This is a genomic window from Pseudomonas sp. GW823-FHT03E05 (genome assembly GCF_058796855.1).
Genome location: NZ_JBXAJB010000001.1, coordinates 817,751 through 836,626, shown reverse-complemented (window position 1 = coordinate 836,626; position 18,876 = coordinate 817,751). Strand labels below are relative to the sequence as shown.

Here is an 18,876-nt window from a genome sequence, read left to right as displayed (position 1 = left end):
TGGGTTTGTACTGCACGACCATTTTTTGTCTAATGCCTGATTATCGTAAAATGAGCTTTTACTCATGACCCTGACCCAGCTGGAGATCTTTTCCCTGGTGGCCGAACTCCAGGGCTTTACCAGCGCCGCCACGCGCCTGGGCATCACCCAGTCGGCGGTGTCCCATGCCATCAAGTCACTGGAGCAGGAGCTGCAGGTGGACCTGTTTCGCCGGCACCAGGCCCAGGTCGAACTCACCGACATCGGCACCCAGTTGCTGCTGCGCGCCCGGGCCATGCTCGGCCTGGCGGCGACCCTGGCCCAGGAAGCCGCGGATGCCCGGGGCATGAAGCGCGGCACCTTGCGCATCGGCTCGTTCGGCCCCACCTCGTCGATCCGCCTCCTGCCCCGGATTCTTCACGACTACCGCCGCGAATATCCGGACATCGAAGTGCATATCGACGAAGGCCCCGATCGCCAGGTCCTGCAATGGCTGGAAGAACGACGGGTGGACCTGGGCTTCGTGGTGTTGCCCCAGGAGCGCTTCGACACAGTGCCTGTGGTCGAGGACCAGTTGCTGGCCTTGATTCCAGCCAGCCACGCCCTGGCCAGTGAAGCGCAACTGCGCCTGGACCAACTGTGCCATGACCCCTTCGTGCTCACCGAAGCCGGCTCGGCGGAGCTGGTGTCACGCCTGTTCATCGGTGCCGGCCTGCGGCCCAATATCCGCTACCGCAGCACCCAACTGCTGAGCACCCTGGAAACCGTGGCTCGCGGCGATGCCTTGAGCATCATTGCCGAGTTGTCCCTGCCCCAGGCCGCGGACCCGCGCTACACCAGCCGCCCCCTGGAGCCTGCCGTACGCCGCCAAGTGGGGATCGCGGTGCTCGACCGACGCCAGGCGTCGCCGGCGGCCCTGGCCTTCATCCAGCACGCGCAGCGCCTTTATCGCCGGTAAAAGCCGGCTATCCTGCGATGATCAAGACAGCCGCAGGGGCCATGCCCCCCGGTGCCATCCTACCCCTCGCCCGCCCACAGGTCCGATCCATGCCCCTGACCGCCAAAGGTCCATTGAAGCGCTCTACCCGTACCTTCTGGACATTGCTGGCCATGCTTCTTCCCATCGGGCTCGGCGCCCTCATCCTCTACGCCCAGGCCGAACGAACACTGATGCACAGCAGCCTGGAAACCGCCGAAGAGGCCATCCGCCAGTTCGACCTGATGCTCGACAACACCGACATCGCCGCCAGGGCGCTGCTGCCCCAGGTGGGCCGCGATTGTGATGAAGTCCGGCAACTGGCCCTGCGCGAACAGGTCACCCGCCGACCGTTCGTGCGCTCGACCAACCTGGTGTGGCGCAACAACAACTATTGCAGCTCCCTGCTCGGCAGTTTCGCAGTCCCGCTCAACCCCCTGGACTACGTGGACGGCCGCCTCTGGCTGATGAGCGGCAACCCTGTCACCCCCGACACGGCCCTGCTGGTCTATCGCTGGAGCGAGGGCGATCGCGCCGCCCTGGCCACCATCGACGGCTATCACCTGACCAATGCCCTGCGCCTGATCAGCCGCTTCGCCGACCTGCAATTGCAGGTCGGCGGGCATTGGCTGTCCAGCGACGGCCGTGTCCACGAGGGCAGCCCGCCACTGGCGGCCGTGGCCAGCCAGCAACTGAGCTCATCGCGCTATCCCTACAGCGTCAGCTCGGGGTTTCCCGAGGGCGACGTGTGGAACTACATGAAGAGCCAGTACCCGGCGCTGTTCAGCCTGCTGGTGTTTTTCGGCGCGGCGGCGGGCGTACTTGCCCACTGGCTGCAAAAGCGCTCCGCCTCCCCCACCCACGAGCTGCAACGGGCACTGGGGGCGCAGGAGTTCATTCCGTACTTTCAGCCGGTGGTGCGCGGGGACACCCTGGCGTGGGCCGGCATCGAAGTCCTGATGCGCTGGCAGCATCCGAAAGAGGGGCTGGTGCGCCCGGACCTGTTCATCCCCTTCGCCGAGCATTCGGGGCTGATCGTGCCCATGACCCGCTCGCTGATGCAGCAGACCCAACAAGCCCTGGCGCCCCATGCCGCGCACTTTACCGACGGTTTCCATATAGGTATCAACATCACCGCCAGCCATTGCCATGACCTGCAGTTGCTGGAGGACTGCCGGGAGTTCCTCGCCGGCTTCCCCCCAGGCAAGGTGATCCTGGTGCTGGAGTTGACCGAACGCGAACTGATCGAGCCCACGGCCACCACCCACCAGCTGTTTGCCGCCCTGCACGAACTGGGTGTGATGATCGCCATCGACGACTTCGGTACCGGGCATTCCAGCCTGGGTTATCTGCGCCAGTTCAATGTGGATTATTTGAAGATCGATCAGAGTTTCGTCGCCATGATCGGTGCCGACGCACTGTCCCTGCATATACTCGACAGCATTATCGAACTCTCGGCCAAACTCGATCTGGGCATTGTCGCCGAAGGTATTGAAACTGCAGAACAGCGGGATTATCTAGCAGCAAAAGGGGTGGATTTCCTGCAAGGTTATTTATTCGGACGGCCCATGCCCAGTGCCGAATTTGTTGCAGCCCTGGCGCGCCATTAAATAGCCATACCCGAACAAAAAGTGCTGGATCTAACAACTCGGGGCCTGCACAAATTTGAATCAATTGGTCAATATCGCATTTAACAAGAACAACCTGATTTACTCTCGATGCATTAACTACTACAATTTTTCCCGCCTGTACAAGATTCACAGGTAGGCCACTTAATCGAGCCTTAATCGGCTCATGGCTTATAGCTTTGTTTGTGGTTTGTATCAGCCAAATAGACTAGTGGAGTGAAGATATTGTCCAGACTTGCTGAGTTTCGTGCTGCAGAAAAAGCACTTCAAGAACAGCTCGCGCAGCTTGAATCCCTGAAAAACGACGCCGGGCTCAAGAAGGAAATCGAGTTCGAAGAAAAGCTCCAGGCCCTGATGAAGTCCTACGACAAGAGCCTGCGTGACATCATCGCCATCCTTGATCCCAACCAGGGCAAGGCCGGCCAGCCACAGGCCAACGCCCCCAAGCAGCGCCGTGCCCGCGTGGTCAAGGTCTACCAGAACCCGCACACCGGTGAACTGATCGAAACCAAAGGCGGCAATCACCGCGGCCTGAAGGCCTGGAAAGAACAGTACGGTGCCGCCACTGTGGATTCCTGGCTGCGCGCTTGAACAAGGCCGCACCCCGAAAAAGGCCCTGCATATGTAGGGCCTTTTACATTGATTAAGAAAATTCTTATTACGACTTGCATCTAAGGGAAGAGCCGAGCGGGATCCCACCCCTCCCCCTAGCCGATACATCGCGCAATAACGTCTGATTCCCGAGCAACTTCAGGCTTAATGCCTTTTCGCTAACGAACGGGCAACCTGCAGAAAGCGAACCGATTGGTTCAGATTTTTCCTTAAAGTTTAAGGCCATTTCGTACAGCGAGTATTTCATCCTGGCTCTCGGCAAAAGCCGCAGCCTGGCCAGCGTATGAAAGTACATAAGCCTTATCCCCATTCAGTGCCGCCACCAATGTTTGCGAGAGCACATGCCGGCCATTCTGGGTAATGGTGCAAGTAGTCTCCAGCGCCTCGAGACGACTCAACTGCGCGGCATGAATCTTGTTACAGACACTCTGATAACCACCCTGGGCAAAGTCCTTTTGCACCGACTTGCGCATCTCCAGCAATACCCCCTGCAGATTGACTACATGCCCACTGTCCACCTGAGTCATGGTCAACTCCATGACCATGAGTGGATTGCCAGCGGTATCGCTCTTGACCGCTCTCTGCCGGGACACCTTGGCGGCCTCTTCGCCTTCTGGGGCCGGCAGCGGTTCCACCGTCCAGCCCTGGGGCCAGGTCACTTGCGGCTCGGCCTCTGCAACACCGGCCAGCGCCAGTAGCAACAGAGCTGCGGCGCGGAACTTAAAAGACTCGATCATGCGTTTGCACACTGAGGTAAAGGGGCCTGGAAGTCTGAGCCCGGCGCCAGGAATGGGCAATAGATCAGGAGCTTTGGGTTTGGCGCCAGCCGACCCACTTGCGTATCATTGCCCGATCCCAAGGATGTCCGAACCATTGCCAGCCAAGGCTGCTTGCCCCGGCAAGCAGTCTTGGCCGCACTTTCTTCTGGAGGGCCCATGAGCCTCAACGAACTCAATACCTTTCCCGGCGTGACCGCCCAACCGGATGCGGCCACTGCCCGTTTCGTGTTCAACCACACCATGTTGCGCGTCAAGGACATCACTCGCTCCCTGGACTTCTACACCCGGGTCCTGGGCTTTTCCCTGGTGGAAAAACGCGACTTCCCTGAAGCCGAGTTCAGCCTGTACTTCCTGGCCCTGGTGGACAAGGCACAGATCCCGGCAGACGCTGGCGCGCGAACCGAGTGGATGAAGTCGATTCCCGGCATTCTCGAACTGACCCACAACCACGGCACCGAGAACGATCCAGCCTTCGCCTACCACAACGGCAACAGCGACCCGCGCGGCTTCGGCCACATCTGTATCTCGGTGCCGGACATCGTCGCCGCCTGCGAGCGCTTCGAAGCCCTGGGCTGCGATTTCCAGAAGCGCCTGAACGATGGCCGGATGAAAAGCCTGGCCTTCATCAAGGACCCGGACGGCTACTGGGTCGAGATCATCCAGCCAGCACCGCTGTAAACCTATGCAGGTGCGAAGCCGGCCTGTGTAGAAGCTGGATTGTCAGCACTCCCCTTCTCAAGGGCGGCGCAAGACCCAGCGGCCACTTCAGCGACAAGCCGGTGCCTGCCGGCACAGCAATAAAAAACCCCATGAGCCAGGCTCATGGGGTTTTGTTTTTCTAAGCGACCGATCAAGCCGGTGCTGAGGTACGGATCAAGTGATCGAATGCACTGAGGGAAGCCTTGGCGCCCTCGCCCACGGCTATCACGATCTGCTTGTAGGGCACCGTGGTGACGTCACCTGCAGCAAATACCCCAGGCAGCGAAGTCTCGCCGCGGGCATCGACGATGATCTCGCCACGAGGCGACAGCTCGACGGTGCCCTTGAGCCAATCGGTGTTGGGCAACAGGCCGATCTGCACAAAGATGCCTTCCAGGCCCACCGTGTGGAACTCGCCCGAATCACGGTCCTTGTAGGCCAGGCCGGTGACCTTCTGGCCGTCACCCTTCACTTCGCTGGTCAAGGCGCTGGTGATGACTTTGACGTTGGGCAGGCTGAAGAGCTTGCGCTGCAACACCGCATCCGCCCGCAGCTTGCTGTCGAACTCCAGCAGGGTCACGTGGCTGACGATACCCGCCAGGTCGATGGCCGCTTCGACACCGGAGTTGCCGCCGCCAATCACCGCCACACGCTTGCCCTTGAACAGCGGGCCGTCGCAGTGCGGGCAGAAGCACACGCCCTTGGCCTTGTATTCCTGCTCACCCGGCACGCCCATCTCGCGCCAGCGGGCACCGGTAGCCAGGATCACCGACTTGGCCTTGAGGCTGGCGCCGCTTTCGAACTGGATCTCGTGCAAGCCGCCGACTTCCTTGGCCGGCACCAGGGCACTGGCCCGCTGCAGGTTCATGATGTCCACGTCGTACTGCTTGACGTGCTCTTCCAGGGCGGCGGCCAGCTTCGGCCCTTCAGTTGCCTGCACCGAGATGAAGTTCTCGATCGCCATGGTGTCCAGCACCTGGCCACCGAAACGCTCGGCAGCCACACCGGTACGGATGCCTTTGCGAGCGGCATAGATGGCTGCCGAAGCACCCGCTGGACCACCGCCGACCACCAGCACGTCGAAGGCTTCCTTGGCGTTGAGTTTCTGCGCCTGCTTCTCCACCGCACCGGTGTCGAGCTTGGCGAGGATTTCCTCCAGCCCCATGCGCCCCTGGCCGAAGTTCACGCCATTGAGGTAGACACTGGGCACCGCCATGACCTTGCGTTCATCGACTTCGGCCTGGAACAGCGCGCCATCGATGGCCACGTGACGGATGTTGGGGTTGAGCACCGCCATCAGGTTCAGCGCCTGGACCACGTCCGGGCAGTTCTGGCAGGACAGCGAGAAGTAGGTTTCGAAATTGAACTCGCCCTTGAGCGAGCGGATCTGCTCGATCACCTCGGCACTGGCCTTGGATGGATGGCCACCCACTTGCAGCAAGGCCAGCACCAGGGAAGTGAATTCGTGGCCCATGGGAATACCGGCGAAACGCAGGCTGATATCACTTCCCGGGCGATTCAACGAGAACGAAGGCTTGCGCGCGTCGCTGCCGTTATCGAGCAAGGTAATCTGGTTGGAAAGACTGACAATGTCTTTGAGTAACGCGAGCATTTCCTGGGATTTCGCACCGTCGTCGAGGGAGGCTACGATCTCGATCGGCTGGGTGACCCGTTCCAGGTAAGACTTCAACTGAGCTTTAAGATTGGCGTCCAACATACGGGCGATCTCCTGTTTTGATTCGGTAGAAAAAACAACGCCCGAGCGAATCTCGCCCGGGCGTTGTTTGAGGGCGGTGCAGCTGGCTTAAGTGCGGATCACCGCCCTTGGGTAATGCATGGACTTAGATCTTGCCGACCAGGTCCAGGGACGGAGCCAGGGTGGCCTCGCCTTCTTTCCACTTGGCTGGGCAGACTTCGCCTGGGTGAGCAGCGACGTACTGAGCGGCCTTGATCTTGCGCAGCAGCTCGGAAGCGTCACGGCCTACACCGCCGTCGTTGATTTCAACGATCTTGATCTGCCCTTCAGGGTTGATCACGAAGGTGCCGCGGTCAGCCAGACCGGCTTCTTCGATCAGCACATCGAAGTTGCGGGAGATGGCCAGGGTCGGGTCGCCGATCATGGTGTACTGGATCTTGCCGATGGCTGGCGAAGTGTTGTGCCAGGCAGCGTGGGCGAAGTGGGTGTCGGTGGAAACGCTGTAGATCTCGACGCCCAGCTTCTGGAATTCGGCGTAGTTGTCGGCCAGGTCTTCCAGCTCGGTTGGGCACACGAAGGTGAAGTCAGCCGGGTAGAAGAACACGACAGACCATTTGCCTTTCAGATCGGCGTCCGACACTTCGACGAATGCGCCGTTTTTGAATGCGGTAGCTTTGAAGGGTTTAACTTGGCTGTTGATGATAGGCATCGTTGACTCTCCATCAGTGGTTGAGAACATTGGGTGAAAACTTGATGGGGAGAATCCTAACCAATGAATCGCCCCTTGGCTCATTGGCAAACCTGATGCTGCCGATTGGTTTTGACTATCAGCCAACAGTATTAATAGAAGAAACCTTAATCTACTGCTGTACCGGCTTCTCGCCGATGCGCGCCATGCCCATGAACGGGTTGGCCTCGACGTAGCGCATGGCGGACTGCATGTCCTTCCAGCCGACATAGCTCATCAGTGATTTCAGATCCCAACCGCTGCGGTGCGCCCAGGTGGCGAAGCCCCGGCGCAGGGAATGGCTGGTGTAATGTTCGCCAGCGATACCGGCACGCTCCAGGGCTTGGCGCAGCAACGCGATCACGCTATTGGCATGCAACCCCTGCTCGCTCAGGCGCCCCCAGCGGTTGATGCCGCGAAACACCGGCCCGCGCACCAGCGCCGCGCTGTTGATCCACTCGATATAGGCCTGCACCGGGCACAGGCGCAGCAAGGCCGGGGTGTGAAAGGTCCGCCCAAGGTTGTCACGGTCACTCTTGCTGCGGGGCAGGTAGAGGCTGATGCCCGACCCAGCCACCGCTTGCACATGCTCGATCTGCAAGCGGCACAGCTCATCACTGCGAAAGCCCCGCCAGAAGCCCAGCAAGATCAGCGCCCGATCACGCCGGGCACGTAACAGATCCCCCTGGCGCTGTTCAGCTGCGGCACTCGCCACCTCCTCATCTAGCCAGGCGACGACCTGTTCCAGGTGCTGCAGCTCCAAGGGTTGCGCCTGTTTTTCCTGTACCGGGTGCAGCGCACGGATGCCCTTGAACACCTGGCGCACCACCGGTGCCTTGGTCGGGTCGGCAAAGCCCTGGCTGCTGTGCCACTGGGCCAGGGCCGACAGGCGCAACCGCAGGGTATTGATCGACAGCTCACCGGCATAGGCGGCCAGGTAGCGGGCCACGCTTTCGGCCGTAGCCGGAAGGAAACCGCCCCACTGCACTTCGAAATGCTCGATGGCCGCCCGATAGCTGCGACGGGTGTTGTCGCGGGTGGCGGCTTGCAGATAACGATCCAGCTCGCTCATGGCAGCTCAACTCAGGCAAATGTACGGCGATGGCTGGCGAAAACCGCCCTCAGCGCCTATCACACGGGGTAATACCATAATATCCCATGTCAGTTTCAGGCTTTTGATAATTTCACATCTGCTGTACAATTCAATGTAATTACATACCACGTAACACAGTACTAAATCGTCGGAGGATGCATGGCTCGCGGAGGCATAAACAAGGCGGTGGTGAAGAAAGCGCGTCAGGCGATTCTTGCCCGCGGCGAACACCCCAGCATCGACGCAGTACGCATCGAAATGGGCAATACCGGCTCGAAAACCACCATCCACCGCTATCTCAAGGAGCTGGATGACGGCGCCAGCCGGCGTGACAGCGGCCCTGCGCCCCTGGACCAAGAGCTGGGCGAACTGGTGGGGCGCCTGGCGCAACGTCTGCAGGAGCAGGCCCAGGAACCCCTGGAGCAAGCCCTCGCCCACTTCGAAGAACAGAAGCAGGTGCTGGAACACCAGTTGAACGAAGCCCACCAGCTTCAGGAGCAGTTGCAACAGCAGTTGCAGATTCAGGCCAGCGCCCTGGCCGGGGAAAGCGCCGCCCTGCAAGACACTCGCTCCATGCTGCAGAGCGAACAGACCCGCAACGCCGAACTCAACCAGGCACTCAAGGGCCTTGAGCTGCGGCTGGAGGACAAGGAGCGGCAGATCCACTCCCTGGAGGAAAAGCACCTGCATGCCCGGGACGCCCTGGAGCACTACCGCGCGGCCAGAAAGGAACAGCGCGAACAGGAGCAGCGCCGCCACGAAGGGCAGTTGCAACAAATCCAGATGGAGCTGCGCCAGGCCCAACAGAGCGCGCTGGTACGCCAGGACGAGATCACCCAACTGCATCGCGATAACGAGCGCCTGCTCAGCGAACAGCGCGCCATCCACAAAGAGCTCAAGCAAGCCCAGGATGCCGCCAGCAAGAATTCGGCGCTGCAGGCCCGCCTGAGCGAACAGGTCGCCCGCCAGGACAGCGAAAGCACCCTGCTCCAGGAACGCCTGCGCGTTGCCCAGGAAGAAGTTCAGGCACTCAAGGAACAAACCAGGAAACAGGCTCGATCGAGCAAGGAGATGGAGTTGCGCGCCACCAAGGCCGAGGCCGGCCTGGAGGCGTTGCGCCTGGCTGCTGCCACCAAGGCCCAGCCAGACGCACCTGCGAAGGCTTGATCAGCCCGCGACAGGCGTACGCATGGTGACGAACTCTTCGGCGGCCGTCGGGTGCACGCCGATGGTTTCGTCGAAGTCGCGCTTGGTCGCCCCCGCCTTCAGGGCAATTGCCAGGCCCTGAACGATTTCACCGGCATCCGGGCCGACCATGTGGCACCCCAGGACCTTGTCGCTGTCGGCGTCCACCACCAGCTTCATCAGGGTGCGTTCCTGGCAGTCGGTCAGGGTCAGTTTCATCGGCCGGAAGCGGCTCTCGAAGATCTGCACCTTGTGCCCCGCTTCTCGCGCCTGCTCTTCGGTGAGGCCGACGGTACCGATGTTCGGCAGGCTGAACACCGCCGTAGGAATCATCTGGTAATCCACGGGACGGTACTGCTCGGGCTTGAACAGGCGCCGAGCCACGGCCATGCCCTCGGCCAGGGCCACCGGCGTCAGCTGCACGCGGCCGATGACATCGCCAATCGCCAGGATCGACGGCTCACTGCTCTGATACTGCTCGTCCACTTCAATGAAACCGCGCTTGTCGAGCTTCACGCCGGTATTCTCCAGCCCCAGGTTGTCCAGCATCGGCCGGCGCCCGGTGGCATAGAACACACAATCGGCGGCCAGCTTGCGACCATCCTTGAGGGTGACCTCAAGACTGCCGTCGGCCTGCTTGTCGATGCGCTCGATGTCGGCATTGAACTGCAGGCCCAAACCACGCTTGGTCAGTTCCTCCTGCAAGTGCTTGCGCACTGCGCCGTCGAAACCGCGCAGGAACAGCTCACCGCGATACAACAGCTGGGTATCGGCGCCCAGGCCATGGAAGATCCCGGCAAACTCCACCGCGATGTAGCCACCGCCCACCACCAACACGCGCTTGGGCAGCTCCTTGAGGAAGAAGGCCTCGTTGGAACTGATGGCATGCTCACGCCCCGGGATATCCGGGATCTGTGGCCAGCCGCCGGTGGCAATGAGGATGTGCTTGGCGCTGTAGCGCTGGCCGTTGACCTCTACCTGGTGCGGATCGATCAGCTTGGCGTGGCCTTCATGCAGGGTCACGCCGCTGTTGACCAGCAGATTGCGGTAGATGCCGTTGAGGCGATTGATTTCGCGATCCTTGTTGGCGATCAGGGTCGCCCAATCGAAATTCGCCTCACCCAGGGACCAGCCGAAACCCGAGGCCTGCTCGAAGTCTTCGGCGAAGTGCGCGCCGTACACCAGCAGCTTTTTCGGCACGCAGCCGACGTTGACACAGGTACCGCCCAGATAGCGGCTTTCAGCGACCGCGACCTTCGCGCCAAAACCCGCCGCGAATCGCGCGCAGCGCACACCGCCGGAACCGGCACCAATTACATAAAGATCAAAATCGTAGGCCATTTCACTCTCCCAGGCAGGCTGACAAGCATAACCGCAGATGGCGATCGGGTCAGCGCAGAGGTCTACATAAGGGCGACAAATGAAAAAGCCACCCGAAGGTGGCTTTTCCGAAAAACCCGTGCAACGGCTATCAGTAAGCCTTGCCGGTCTTGTAGAAGTTCTCGAAGCAGAAGTTGGTTGCGTCGATGTAGCCTTCGGCACCACCGCAGTCGAAACGCTTGCCCTTGAACTTGTAGGCCATCACGCAGCCGTTCTGCGCCTGCTTCATCAGGGCGTCGGTGATCTGGATCTCGCCACCCTTGCCCGGCTCGGTCTGCTCGATCAGGTCAAAGATGTCCGGAGTCAGGATGTAACGACCGATGATCGCCAGGTTCGACGGTGCGTCTTCCGGCTTTGGCTTCTCGACCATGCTGTGAACGCGGTAGATGTCGTCACGGATCATCTCGCCAGCAATCACGCCGTACTTGTTGGTTTCCTGCGGATCGACTTCCTGGATGGCCACGATCGAGCAGCGGAACTGCTTGTACAGCTTGACCATCTGGGTCAGTACGCCGTCGCCTTCGAGGTTGACGCACAGGTCGTCCGCCAGCACCACGGCGAAGGGTTCGTCACCGATCAGCGGGCGGCCAGTCAGAATGGCGTGGCCCAGGCCTTTCATTTCGGTCTGGCGAGTGTAGGAGAACGAGCACTCGTCCAGCAGCTTGCGGATACCGACCAGGTATTTCTCCTTGTCGGTGCCCTTGATCTGGTTTTCCAGCTCGTAACTGATGTCGAAGTGGTCTTCGAGGGCGCGCTTGCCGCGGCCGGTCACGATGGAGATTTCATTCAATCCGGCATCCAGCGCTTCTTCAACGCCGTACTGGATCAGTGGCTTGTTCACCACCGGCAGCATTTCTTTAGGCATGGCTTTAGTCGCTGGCAGGAAGCGAGTACCGTAACCGGCTGCTGGGAACAAGCATTTCTTGATCATATGAGTCCTTAAAAAGGCTGTGTGTACGAGTTTCGGCGCAGTCTAATGAGGGCGCGAGCGCCTTACAATGCCCCGCGCTGGCTAACCGCTGCCATCATAGAGAAATAAAGTGCCGGATAGTTCCGCAGCATCCTCCAGATAGCCTGCCAGGTAAACCTCCATCACCGCGCAGCGCTTGTAAACCGGCACCTGCACAGGGTTGCCGGAATGCCCCAGGCATCGACCAGGTACACCCTCGACTCAACAGCCAAGGCGGGCCATCCGGACTCCATGATGGCACCGTTTTCGCCCTGGCGATGTTCACCCGCAGGCACCACAACCCCCTCACCCAGAGGGGCTGCGGCACTTTTGCAGGCCCGCGAAGGACTAAGGTGACGTGCTGTACCGAAATGGCCATTAGCTATAGCATCGCCACTGGCATGCACGGCCACTTCACCCCCTCCCCCTCAGATGACGAAATCCCCCATGAACAGACTTTTCACTGTCACCGCAGTACTGGCCCTGAGTGGATGTGCCACCGCCTCCAATACCTACCTGGCCAATGGCGAACAAGGCCTGAGCATCGATTGCTCTGGCGAGGCCAGCTCCTGGGCCAGCTGTTACGAGAAAGCCGAGGCCTCCTGCGCCGGCACCGGCTATCGGATCGTCAGCACTGTCGGCACGCCCGCCACCAAGGAAAGCGACAAGACCCTCGGCGTCGATGTTGGCAACTATAAGAGCCGCAGCGTGGTGGTGGTCTGCAAGTAGAAGGCGCACGCCCTCTACATATGAATTTCGGCGAACTTGATGCCCAGGCCTCGAATGGTTTCGATCAGGTCGTCGAGACGGCAGAAAGATTCCACCTCGTCGCTGTCGTCCACCAGAAAATAGCTGCGCCCGGCGCTCTTCTTGAAAAACACAATCCATTCCCCTGAATTGGCGGGGTTCTGGATCACGTGGGTGGCAGAGATCAAGCCCTCTGCATGCTTTGCCCTGACATCTTCCCGCTTCATGCTTTCTCCCAAAAAATCGATGCCGCCCAGGCGTGAGCCCGGGCGGCACCGGCAACAATGGGCGCTAGTTTATCGGATGCCCTGGCCTATCAGCACGCCTTCTACCGTCTGACCGTACAAATTCACCCCGTCATTGGCGTGGAACTTGACCCGGGTCTTCTCGATGGAACCCTCCACCAGGCGCGGGTCCTGCGGCCGCTCGTGGCTGTTGACGAACGCCGCCACGTCCCAGGCCTGCTGATCGCTCAGGCTGCCGCCCTTGCCCAGAGGCATGTTGTGCTTGATGAAGGACGCCGCAGTATTGATCCGGTGCATCCCTGCACCCCAGTTGTAGGAATCCTTGCCCCAGAGTGGCGGCATCACGTAATCCGCACCGGCCTTCTGGCCCTGGCCGTTGTCACCGTGGCAAACCGCACACTGCGCCTGATACACCGCCGCACCCTGCTTGAGGTCGTAGCCTTTGGCGGGCTGCGCCACATCGGGATACCCGCGCCCGGGCAGCTCGACGCCCAGCGGCGCCTTGCTCGCCAGCCAGTAGGCATACACCGACAGCGCGGTAATCTGCGGACTGTCCGCCGCCGGCGGCTTGCCACCGTTCATGCTGAACTGAAAACAGCCTTGCAGGCGCTCGGCAAAGGTATTCACCTTGTCGTTCTTCTTGCGATAGGCCGGGTACATCGGGTACGCGCCCCACAGTGGCGCCGAGTTGGCCAGGCGCCCCTGGTCAAGGTGGCAATTGCTGCAATTGAGGCCGTTGCCAACGAACTGCGGCGCCAGGCGCTTGGTATCGACGAACAGGGCGTAGCCTTCGCGTACCAGCTTGCCGTAGGCGTTGTCCGGCAGCTCGCTTTCAGCCGGCGGCTTGAAGTACTCGACATGGGCGGAAGCGCTCGGCGCCGAGATCTGCGACTGGTCCTCCATGGCGATGGTGGCCGCCTGGACCTGGATCGCGAGCAGGCTCAGCAGCGCCCCTGGAATCAATAGTTTCATGGGCGCGCCTCCTGGGAGTTCAAGGTTGCAAAGTAGTCCGCCACGGCAGCCACTTCTTCGGCGCTCAGGGATTTGGCGATGTGCCCCATCAAGTCATTGGGGTCGTTGTGGCGGGTACCTTCACGCCAGGCGTTGAGCTGTGCCACCAGGTAGCTGGCAGGCTGCCCGGCCAGGGGTGGGAAGGCGGTACCGACGCCCACGCCACCCGGTCCGTGGCAACTGACGCACTCGGGCACTTGCCGTTCCCAGGCACCACGCAGGGCCAGGCGCTCACCGACATCGGTGGCCACCTGGCTACGGCTGACAGGAGCCAGCTTGGGCGCAGGCATGGCGGCCAGGGTCGTGGTGACCGCGGTGATTTCCTCTTCACTCAAGGCCTTGGCCAGCGGTTGCATCACAGGGCTGGTGCGGGCGCCGCTGCGAAAGTCGTGCAACTGCTTGCCCAGATATCCCGCTGGCAACCCGGCAAGGCGTGGAAACCCGGCCGGAGCCAGGCCCATGCCATCGGCGCCATGGCAGGCCAGGCAAGCCGTCGCCCCCGGCTGGGCGCCTCCCTGGGTAAAGACTTTCTGCCCCTCCACGGCATGGGCAGTTTGAACCAACAGCAGCATCAGGCCACTCAATAGCATTCGATCCAGTGGGATCATATGGACTCCATTATTCTAGTTATATGCTTAGACCTGCATGGCATAAGCACACAAATAGTAGGTCAATTGATCCACCGGGACAACGCGAAATTGCCCCGCGCCTATCGAATACCGAACAGCAAAACAAGGTTTTACCAGGCGAAAAAAAGCGGCTAATCGCCGCAGTGCAACAAGGCTTCTGCCCACGCAAAAGCAGCCCCGGGCGGCGCTTGGCGGCGCTACCCGGGGCCTGGGGCAAAGTCTGGAGAAGGGATGCAAGCGGGTAACCGGGGCCGGTCACCCGCAGGGAGCAACGGCTTAGCCGGAGATACAGTCTTCACCGGCCTTGCGCACATCCTGAGGGCGCAAGGGGTTGTTGCTCATCTGCTCGTGCAGCTTGATGCTGCTGCCACCGGAACGCGCCTCAATGTAGAACACTGCAGCCGGGGCCGGCGACAGGCTCTGGGGCACTAGTACCCGAAAGCCGTCCTTGTGCGGCTCGACCTGCAGCGCGCCGCGGCTGCCGGAGAGCTTGTCGGCCAGGCACTTGGCGTATTCCTGAGGCTTCTTGCCGGAAATCACGCTCAGGGTTGGCGGTGTCTGGTTGATGTCCGAGACGCTTGCGCAACCGCCGATGGCCAAGACCAGAACCCACACCCAGCGCTTCATATGAAAATCTCCAATAAAGTCCCTCCGACAGCAAAGGCGCCGTTTTTCTCCGGAGGCACGGCTTTATCGCCGATAAAAATCCAAATAACTGTTTTAAATTGTCAAAGCTCGACGCCGGGGCCGAATAATACTCCTTTGGGCCTGATAAACTGCGCCACCGCCCACGCAAACGTTTTTTGCTTTTGTAGCTATAGCCCTTCTGGAGGCGCCCATGAAATTCATCCACCAGCGCGAGCACCTGAACGAAGACGATATCGTCGTCATCGAATGCTCCCAGGTCTGCAACATTCGCCTGATGAGCGACGCCAACTTCCGCAGCTTCAAGAACGGCGGCCGTCATACCTATCACGGCGGCGCCTTCGACAAGTTCCCGGCAAAGATCACCGCCCCCAGCACCGGCTTCTGGAACATCACCATCGACACCGTCAACCGCCGGCCCATCAGCGTGACCCGCAAGCCGAACCTGACGCATTCGATCCGCATCATTCGCCGCTCCAGCTCGAAACTGCGCTAAGCCCTCCCCTCGCGACAACAGGTAGCCCCGTGCCCCAGACCACCAAGTACGTCATCAAATACAAGCTCAACGGTGAGCGCCGCTTCGAATTCGCCCAGTTGCAGACCGGCTCCGAGGAAGAAGCCCGGGCCGCCCTCGAGGCGCTGCATGGCCAGTCCGACGATGTCATCAGCGACGTCAGCGTCAGCAAGGCCTTGTAGAGCGCCGCTGCGAACCACCGATTCAAGCGCAAGCAACGGAGTGTTCGGCGGCCAACCGTGCCGCAGACTGGCCGGGTTCCCTACCGCCCAGGACACTCCCGCCATGCCCGCCCCCTCGCTACACGATCGCCTGCAACAACTGGATTGGGCCCGCATCGAGCAGGCCCTCGACCAGGACGGCTGCGCCCGCCTCGAAGGCCTGTTGACCCCAGCGCAATGCCAGGCCCTGAGCCGGCTTTACCAGAGCCCCGAGTTGTTTCGCTCGAAAGTGATCATGGCCCGCCATGGCTTTGGCCGTGGCCAGTACCAGTATTTTGGCTATCCGCTGCCGGAGCCCGTGGCGCAATTGCGCCAGTTGCTCTACCCGCGCCTGGTGGACCAGGCCAACCGCTGGAACCGCCTGATGAACATCGACGTCCAATACCCGACGCAACACGCCGCCTTCATCCAGCGCTGCCACGACGCCGGGCAGAGGCGCCCGACGCCCTTGCTCTTGCAATACGGCCCCGGGGACTACAACTGCCTGCACCAGGATCTGTACGGCGAGCACGTATTCCCCTTGCAAGTGGCCTTCCTGCTGTCGCAGCCGGGAAGCGACTTCAGCGGCGGTGAACTGGTGCTCACCGAACAGCGCCCACGCATGCAATCACGGCCGCAGGTCATTGGTCTGAAGCAGGGTGATGGGCTGGTTTTCGCCGTGCATCATCGCCCGGTAGCCGGGGCGCGCGGGCACTATCGGGTGACCTTGCGCCACGGTGTCAGTCGCGTTCACAGTGGCCAGCGCCATACCCTTGGAGTGATTTTTCACGATGCACTGTAATGATGGCGGCCCAGCCACCCTCGGGCTGTTCAGTGACAGCGACCTGCAGCAGCCTGCCCGCGTCGAGGTCCTGGGCCCACAATCCGGGGTATTGCGCGGCTTCGCCCTGCCCTGGGTCGAAGCGCTGCTGCCGCAACTCGATGCCGTGCTCGCCGCTGCGCCCTTTCGCCAGATGCAGACGCCCGGCGGCTTCACCATGTCGGTGGGCCTCAGCAGTTGCGGGCAACTGGGCTGGACCACCGACCGCAGCGGCTACCGCTATAGCCCCATCGACCCGCAAAGCCAGCGCCCCTGGCCAGCACTGCCCAAGGTATTCCAGGAGCTGGCCGAAGCCGCGGCCGAGGCTGCCGGCTTTCCCGGGTTCGCCCCGGACTCCTGCCTGATCAACTGCTACCGGCCGGGGGCAAAGATGTCACTGCATCAGGACAAGAACGAGCGCGACTACTCGGCCCCTATCGTGTCCCTGTCCCTGGGCCTGCCGGCGATCTTTCTCTTCGGCGGCCGGCAGCGCAGCGACAAGAGCCAGCGGGTCGCGCTGCTGCATGGCGATGTGGTGGTCTGGGGCGGCGTCGACCGCCTGCGCTATCACGGAGTGCTGGCCCTCAAGGACGGCCACCACCCGCTGTTGGGCCAGCAACGGATCAACCTGACCTTGCGCCGGGCCGGCTGACGTTGAGAATTCAAGCGCAAGACCCGGAGTGCCGAACGACCCCAGCTTGGTTAATCTGGCCGCCATCGCTTACCGAGTACCGACCATGACCGCCTTGTCGCGCAAGCACCGCATCGAACAGGACCCCCGCTGGCAAGCCGTGCTCAAGCGCGATGCCAGCGCCGACGCCAGCTTTGTCTACGCCGTGCGCACCACCGGCGTCTATTGCCGCCCCAGCAGCCTGTCGCGCTTGCCCAAGGCCGAGAATGTCGAATTCTTCGACAGCGCCGAGCAAGCCGAAGCCGCCGGCTACCGCCCGAGCAAGCGCCTGGCCAGTGACCAGACCCAGGTCGCGGCGCACCATGCCTCGCTGGTGGCGCTGGCCTGCCGGCAGATCGAGGGCGCCGATACACCGCCCAGCCTGGGCCAGCTGGCGCAGCAGGCCGGCATGAGCAGCTATCACTTTCACCGAGTGTTCAAGGCCGCCACCGGGCTGACCCCCCGGGCCTATGCCAACGCGCAACGCTCACGCAAGGTACGCTCCCACCTGGAACGCGGCCAGTCGGTCACCGAAGCCCTGTATGACGCCGGCTTCAACTCCAACAGCCGTTTCTACGAAGCGGCCGACCAGTTGCTGGGCATGACGCCCAGCGACTACCGCGCCGGCGGCCCCAACACCGATATCCGCTTCGCCCTCGGCCAGTGTTCCCTGGGGGCAATACTGGTGGCGCAAAGCGCGCGCGGTGTGTGTGCGATTCTCCTGGGGGATGAACCCGGCCCGCTGCTGGAGCAACTGCAGGACAAGTTCCCCCGGGCCAACCTGATCGGTGCCGACCGCGATTTCGAGCGCCTGGTCGCCCAGGTAGTGGGGTTTATCGAGGCCCCGGCCATTGGCCTGGACCTGCCCCTGGATCTGCAGGGCACGGTGTTCCAGGAGCGGGTATGGCAGGCCCTGAGGAGCATTCCTCTGGGCAGCACCGCCAGCTACGCCGAAATTGCCCAGCGCATTGGCGCGCCCAAGTCCATGCGCGCCGTGGCCCAGGCCTGCGCGGCCAACAGCCTGGCGGTGGCCATTCCCTGCCACCGGGTGGTACGCAGCGACGGCAGCCTTTCGGGCTACCGCTGGGGTGTGGAACGCAAGCGTCAGTTGCTGGAGCGCGAAGCGGCCTGCGAGGCCTCGATGCCGATGTAGATCGCCACCGAATCGGCACTGGTGTAGACCTCGAAATCCGTGGCGAAGGCGCGCCGGACCTGGGGGTTGTCCTGGAAGTAGGCCCAGATCAGCCCCCAGGTCTGGATCACGCAATCGGGCATAGCGCCCTTGGCACTGAACACCAGGTAGTCCCCGCCCTGGACAGCCACGCTCGGGTAGTCGGCGCAGGCACCTTCCAGCGCCACGCCGGCGGTCACGTCGAAGTGCCCGCTGGCATCGGACTCGTAGTTGGAATAGACGCCATAGACGAACGAATCAGCCTGGCGAGGGCTGATCTTGTCGAACAGCCCCTCGACATAGAAGCGCTGCCACATCGGCCCGATCCGTGCGCTGTCGGCCTGTTGCTCGGCGGCGTTGAGGGTCCTTACTTGCAGGCCTGCAACGCTGAACGGCAGTACTTCACGCAGTTTTACATCCATGGTCAGCCTTCCTTGAGGGGTGCGATGAGGAAAAATATCCGCCGCAGTCTAGCGCCGGATCGACGCCGCCGACAGCCGTCGGCAGCGGCCGCCGTATCG

The 18,876-nt window shown here is 61.6% G+C and carries 22 protein-coding genes; 11 read left to right on the top strand and 11 right to left on the bottom strand.

Annotation, left to right across the window (positions count from 1 at the left end; genetic code table 11):
* Positions 1–64: 64 nt before the first annotated feature.
* From AC1RCO_RS03800 to AC1RCO_RS03790, 3 genes are all read left to right on the top strand, one after another.
* Complete coding sequence (locus AC1RCO_RS03800) at positions 65–937, top strand: LysR family transcriptional regulator (protein ID WP_401400329.1); 873 nt, start codon at positions 65–67, stop codon at positions 935–937.
* Positions 938–1,026: 89 nt separating this feature from the next.
* Positions 1,027–2,565, top strand: coding sequence for an EAL domain-containing protein (locus AC1RCO_RS03795; protein WP_072441587.1), 1,539 nt, complete (start codon positions 1,027–1,029; stop codon positions 2,563–2,565).
* Between the two features lie 243 nt (positions 2,566–2,808).
* Positions 2,809–3,174: a histone-like nucleoid-structuring protein, MvaT/MvaU family gene (locus AC1RCO_RS03790; protein ID WP_011061673.1), complete on the top strand. Its 366-nt coding sequence runs from the start codon at positions 2,809–2,811 to the stop codon at positions 3,172–3,174.
* A 230-nt stretch (positions 3,175–3,404) separates the two neighbouring features.
* On the opposite strand, the gene AC1RCO_RS03785 is transcribed toward AC1RCO_RS03790, so the two are convergent.
* Complete coding sequence (locus AC1RCO_RS03785) at positions 3,405–3,932, bottom strand: DUF4946 domain-containing protein (RefSeq protein ID WP_011061674.1); 528 nt, start codon at positions 3,930–3,932, stop codon at positions 3,405–3,407.
* Between the two features lie 198 nt (positions 3,933–4,130).
* Here AC1RCO_RS03785 and gloA point away from each other — a divergent pair, with 198 nt between their 5' ends.
* Entirely contained in the window at positions 4,131–4,652 is a 522-nt protein-coding gene (gloA, locus tag AC1RCO_RS03780) for a lactoylglutathione lyase (RefSeq protein ID WP_011061675.1), read from the top strand.
* Between the two features lie 172 nt (positions 4,653–4,824).
* Here gloA and ahpF read toward each other — a convergent pair whose 3' ends face one another.
* The 3 genes from ahpF to AC1RCO_RS03765 form a co-directional block, all read right to left on the bottom strand.
* Positions 4,825–6,390, bottom strand: coding sequence for an alkyl hydroperoxide reductase subunit F (gene ahpF / locus AC1RCO_RS03775; protein WP_492617408.1), 1,566 nt, complete (start codon positions 6,388–6,390; stop codon positions 4,825–4,827).
* Positions 6,391–6,514: 124 nt separating this feature from the next.
* Positions 6,515–7,078: an alkyl hydroperoxide reductase subunit C gene (ahpC, locus tag AC1RCO_RS03770; protein ID WP_011061677.1), complete on the bottom strand. Its 564-nt coding sequence runs from the start codon at positions 7,076–7,078 to the stop codon at positions 6,515–6,517.
* A 151-nt stretch (positions 7,079–7,229) separates the two neighbouring features.
* Positions 7,230–8,168 carry a site-specific integrase gene (locus AC1RCO_RS03765; RefSeq protein WP_011061678.1) on the bottom strand — a complete coding sequence of 313 codons (939 nt, stop codon included), beginning with the start codon at positions 8,166–8,168 and terminating at the stop codon, positions 7,230–7,232.
* 180 nt (positions 8,169–8,348) lie between these two features.
* On the opposite strand from AC1RCO_RS03765, the gene AC1RCO_RS03760 reads away from it, so the two are divergent.
* Positions 8,349–9,356 carry a DNA-binding protein gene (locus AC1RCO_RS03760; RefSeq protein WP_492617407.1) on the top strand — a complete coding sequence of 336 codons (1,008 nt, stop codon included), beginning with the start codon at positions 8,349–8,351 and terminating at the stop codon, positions 9,354–9,356.
* Here the strand turns inward: AC1RCO_RS03760 and gorA are convergent, their stop codons facing one another.
* Positions 9,357–10,715: a glutathione-disulfide reductase gene (gene gorA / locus AC1RCO_RS03755; protein WP_041118540.1), complete on the bottom strand. Its 1,359-nt coding sequence runs from the start codon at positions 10,713–10,715 to the stop codon at positions 9,357–9,359.
* A gap of 130 nt (positions 10,716–10,845) precedes the next feature.
* Positions 10,846–11,685 (bottom strand): UTP--glucose-1-phosphate uridylyltransferase GalU, encoded by an 840-nt coding sequence (gene galU, locus AC1RCO_RS03750; protein WP_011061681.1) that lies wholly within the window; start codon positions 11,683–11,685, stop codon positions 10,846–10,848.
* Positions 11,686–12,150: 465 nt separating this feature from the next.
* On the opposite strand from galU, the gene AC1RCO_RS03745 reads away from it, so the two are divergent.
* Positions 12,151–12,432 carry a hypothetical protein gene (locus AC1RCO_RS03745; protein WP_011061682.1) on the top strand — a complete coding sequence of 94 codons (282 nt, stop codon included), beginning with the start codon at positions 12,151–12,153 and terminating at the stop codon, positions 12,430–12,432.
* Between the two features lie 14 nt (positions 12,433–12,446).
* On the opposite strand, the gene AC1RCO_RS03740 is transcribed toward AC1RCO_RS03745, so the two are convergent.
* From AC1RCO_RS03740 to AC1RCO_RS03725, 4 genes are all read right to left on the bottom strand, one after another.
* Positions 12,447–12,677 (bottom strand): hypothetical protein, encoded by a 231-nt coding sequence (locus AC1RCO_RS03740; protein WP_011061683.1) that lies wholly within the window; start codon positions 12,675–12,677, stop codon positions 12,447–12,449.
* Between the two features lie 69 nt (positions 12,678–12,746).
* Positions 12,747–13,598, bottom strand: a complete 852-nt coding sequence (locus AC1RCO_RS03735; RefSeq protein WP_255313436.1) for a c-type cytochrome — start codon at positions 13,596–13,598, stop codon at positions 12,747–12,749.
* Between the two features lie 65 nt (positions 13,599–13,663).
* Complete coding sequence (locus AC1RCO_RS03730) at positions 13,664–14,314, bottom strand: c-type cytochrome (protein WP_492617406.1); 651 nt, start codon at positions 14,312–14,314, stop codon at positions 13,664–13,666.
* A 297-nt stretch (positions 14,315–14,611) separates the two neighbouring features.
* Positions 14,612–14,962 carry a hypothetical protein gene (locus tag AC1RCO_RS03725; RefSeq protein WP_011061686.1) on the bottom strand — a complete coding sequence of 117 codons (351 nt, stop codon included), beginning with the start codon at positions 14,960–14,962 and terminating at the stop codon, positions 14,612–14,614.
* Between the two features lie 211 nt (positions 14,963–15,173).
* Here AC1RCO_RS03725 and AC1RCO_RS03720 point away from each other — a divergent pair, with 211 nt between their 5' ends.
* The 5 genes from AC1RCO_RS03720 to ada all read left to right on the top strand — a co-directional run bounded on the left by AC1RCO_RS03720 (position 15,174) and on the right by ada (position 18,337).
* Positions 15,174–15,476, top strand: a complete 303-nt coding sequence (locus AC1RCO_RS03720) for a DUF1883 domain-containing protein (protein ID WP_011061687.1) — start codon at positions 15,174–15,176, stop codon at positions 15,474–15,476.
* Positions 15,477–15,505: 29 nt separating this feature from the next.
* The gene (locus AC1RCO_RS03715; protein WP_015635890.1) at positions 15,506–15,676 is read left to right on the top strand and encodes a hypothetical protein; all 171 of its coding nucleotides are present in this window, start codon (positions 15,506–15,508) and stop codon (positions 15,674–15,676) included.
* A gap of 103 nt (positions 15,677–15,779) precedes the next feature.
* Positions 15,780–16,496, top strand: coding sequence for a 2OG-Fe(II) oxygenase (locus tag AC1RCO_RS03710; RefSeq protein ID WP_492617405.1), 717 nt, complete (start codon positions 15,780–15,782; stop codon positions 16,494–16,496).
* Entirely contained in the window at positions 16,486–17,166 is a 681-nt protein-coding gene (gene alkB / locus AC1RCO_RS03705; protein WP_492617404.1) for a DNA oxidative demethylase AlkB, read from the top strand. Before AC1RCO_RS03710 ends, alkB begins: the two co-directional genes overlap by 11 nt.
* A gap of 85 nt (positions 17,167–17,251) precedes the next feature.
* Positions 17,252–18,337, top strand: a complete 1,086-nt coding sequence (ada, locus tag AC1RCO_RS03700) for a bifunctional DNA-binding transcriptional regulator/O6-methylguanine-DNA methyltransferase Ada (RefSeq protein ID WP_492617403.1) — start codon at positions 17,252–17,254, stop codon at positions 18,335–18,337.
* On the opposite strand, the gene AC1RCO_RS03695 is transcribed toward ada, so the two are convergent.
* Positions 18,289–18,777 carry a GyrI-like domain-containing protein gene (locus AC1RCO_RS03695; RefSeq protein WP_011061692.1) on the bottom strand — a complete coding sequence of 163 codons (489 nt, stop codon included), beginning with the start codon at positions 18,775–18,777 and terminating at the stop codon, positions 18,289–18,291. The two genes, ada and AC1RCO_RS03695, sit on opposite strands and share 49 nt — an antisense overlap.
* Positions 18,778–18,876 lie beyond the last annotated feature (99 nt).

What these genes read in the sequence shown, in the direction of transcription:
- AC1RCO_RS03800 (WP_401400329.1), top strand. Translation starts at nt 65, where the DNA reads ATGACCCTGACCCAGCTGGAGATCTTTTCCCTGGTGGCCGAACTCCAG.
- AC1RCO_RS03795 (WP_072441587.1), top strand. Translation starts at nt 1,027, where the DNA reads ATGCCCCTGACCGCCAAAGGTCCATTGAAGCGCTCTACCCGTACCTTC.
- AC1RCO_RS03785 (WP_011061674.1), bottom strand. Translation starts at nt 3,932, where the DNA reads ATGATCGAGTCTTTTAAGTTCCGCGCCGCAGCTCTGTTGCTACTGGCG.
- gloA (WP_011061675.1), top strand. Translation starts at nt 4,131, where the DNA reads ATGAGCCTCAACGAACTCAATACCTTTCCCGGCGTGACCGCCCAACCG.
- ahpF (WP_492617408.1), bottom strand. Translation starts at nt 6,390, where the DNA reads ATGTTGGACGCCAATCTTAAAGCTCAGTTGAAGTCTTACCTGGAACGG.
- ahpC (WP_011061677.1), bottom strand. Translation starts at nt 7,078, where the DNA reads ATGCCTATCATCAACAGCCAAGTTAAACCCTTCAAAGCTACCGCATTC.
- AC1RCO_RS03765 (WP_011061678.1), bottom strand. Translation starts at nt 8,168, where the DNA reads ATGAGCGAGCTGGATCGTTATCTGCAAGCCGCCACCCGCGACAACACC.
- AC1RCO_RS03760 (WP_492617407.1), top strand. Translation starts at nt 8,349, where the DNA reads ATGGCTCGCGGAGGCATAAACAAGGCGGTGGTGAAGAAAGCGCGTCAG.
- gorA (WP_041118540.1), bottom strand. Translation starts at nt 10,715, where the DNA reads ATGGCCTACGATTTTGATCTTTATGTAATTGGTGCCGGTTCCGGCGGT.
- galU (WP_011061681.1), bottom strand. Translation starts at nt 11,685, where the DNA reads ATGATCAAGAAATGCTTGTTCCCAGCAGCCGGTTACGGTACTCGCTTC.
- AC1RCO_RS03745 (WP_011061682.1), top strand. Translation starts at nt 12,151, where the DNA reads ATGAACAGACTTTTCACTGTCACCGCAGTACTGGCCCTGAGTGGATGT.
- AC1RCO_RS03740 (WP_011061683.1), bottom strand. Translation starts at nt 12,677, where the DNA reads ATGAAGCGGGAAGATGTCAGGGCAAAGCATGCAGAGGGCTTGATCTCT.
- AC1RCO_RS03735 (WP_255313436.1), bottom strand. Translation starts at nt 13,598, where the DNA reads ATGGAGGACCAGTCGCAGATCTCGGCGCCGAGCGCTTCCGCCCATGTC.
- AC1RCO_RS03730 (WP_492617406.1), bottom strand. Translation starts at nt 14,314, where the DNA reads ATGATCCCACTGGATCGAATGCTATTGAGTGGCCTGATGCTGCTGTTG.
- AC1RCO_RS03725 (WP_011061686.1), bottom strand. Translation starts at nt 14,962, where the DNA reads ATGAAGCGCTGGGTGTGGGTTCTGGTCTTGGCCATCGGCGGTTGCGCA.
- AC1RCO_RS03720 (WP_011061687.1), top strand. Translation starts at nt 15,174, where the DNA reads ATGAAATTCATCCACCAGCGCGAGCACCTGAACGAAGACGATATCGTC.
- AC1RCO_RS03710 (WP_492617405.1), top strand. Translation starts at nt 15,780, where the DNA reads ATGCCCGCCCCCTCGCTACACGATCGCCTGCAACAACTGGATTGGGCC.
- alkB (WP_492617404.1), top strand. Translation starts at nt 16,486, where the DNA reads ATGCACTGTAATGATGGCGGCCCAGCCACCCTCGGGCTGTTCAGTGAC.
- ada (WP_492617403.1), top strand. Translation starts at nt 17,252, where the DNA reads ATGACCGCCTTGTCGCGCAAGCACCGCATCGAACAGGACCCCCGCTGG.
- AC1RCO_RS03695 (WP_011061692.1), bottom strand. Translation starts at nt 18,777, where the DNA reads ATGGATGTAAAACTGCGTGAAGTACTGCCGTTCAGCGTTGCAGGCCTG.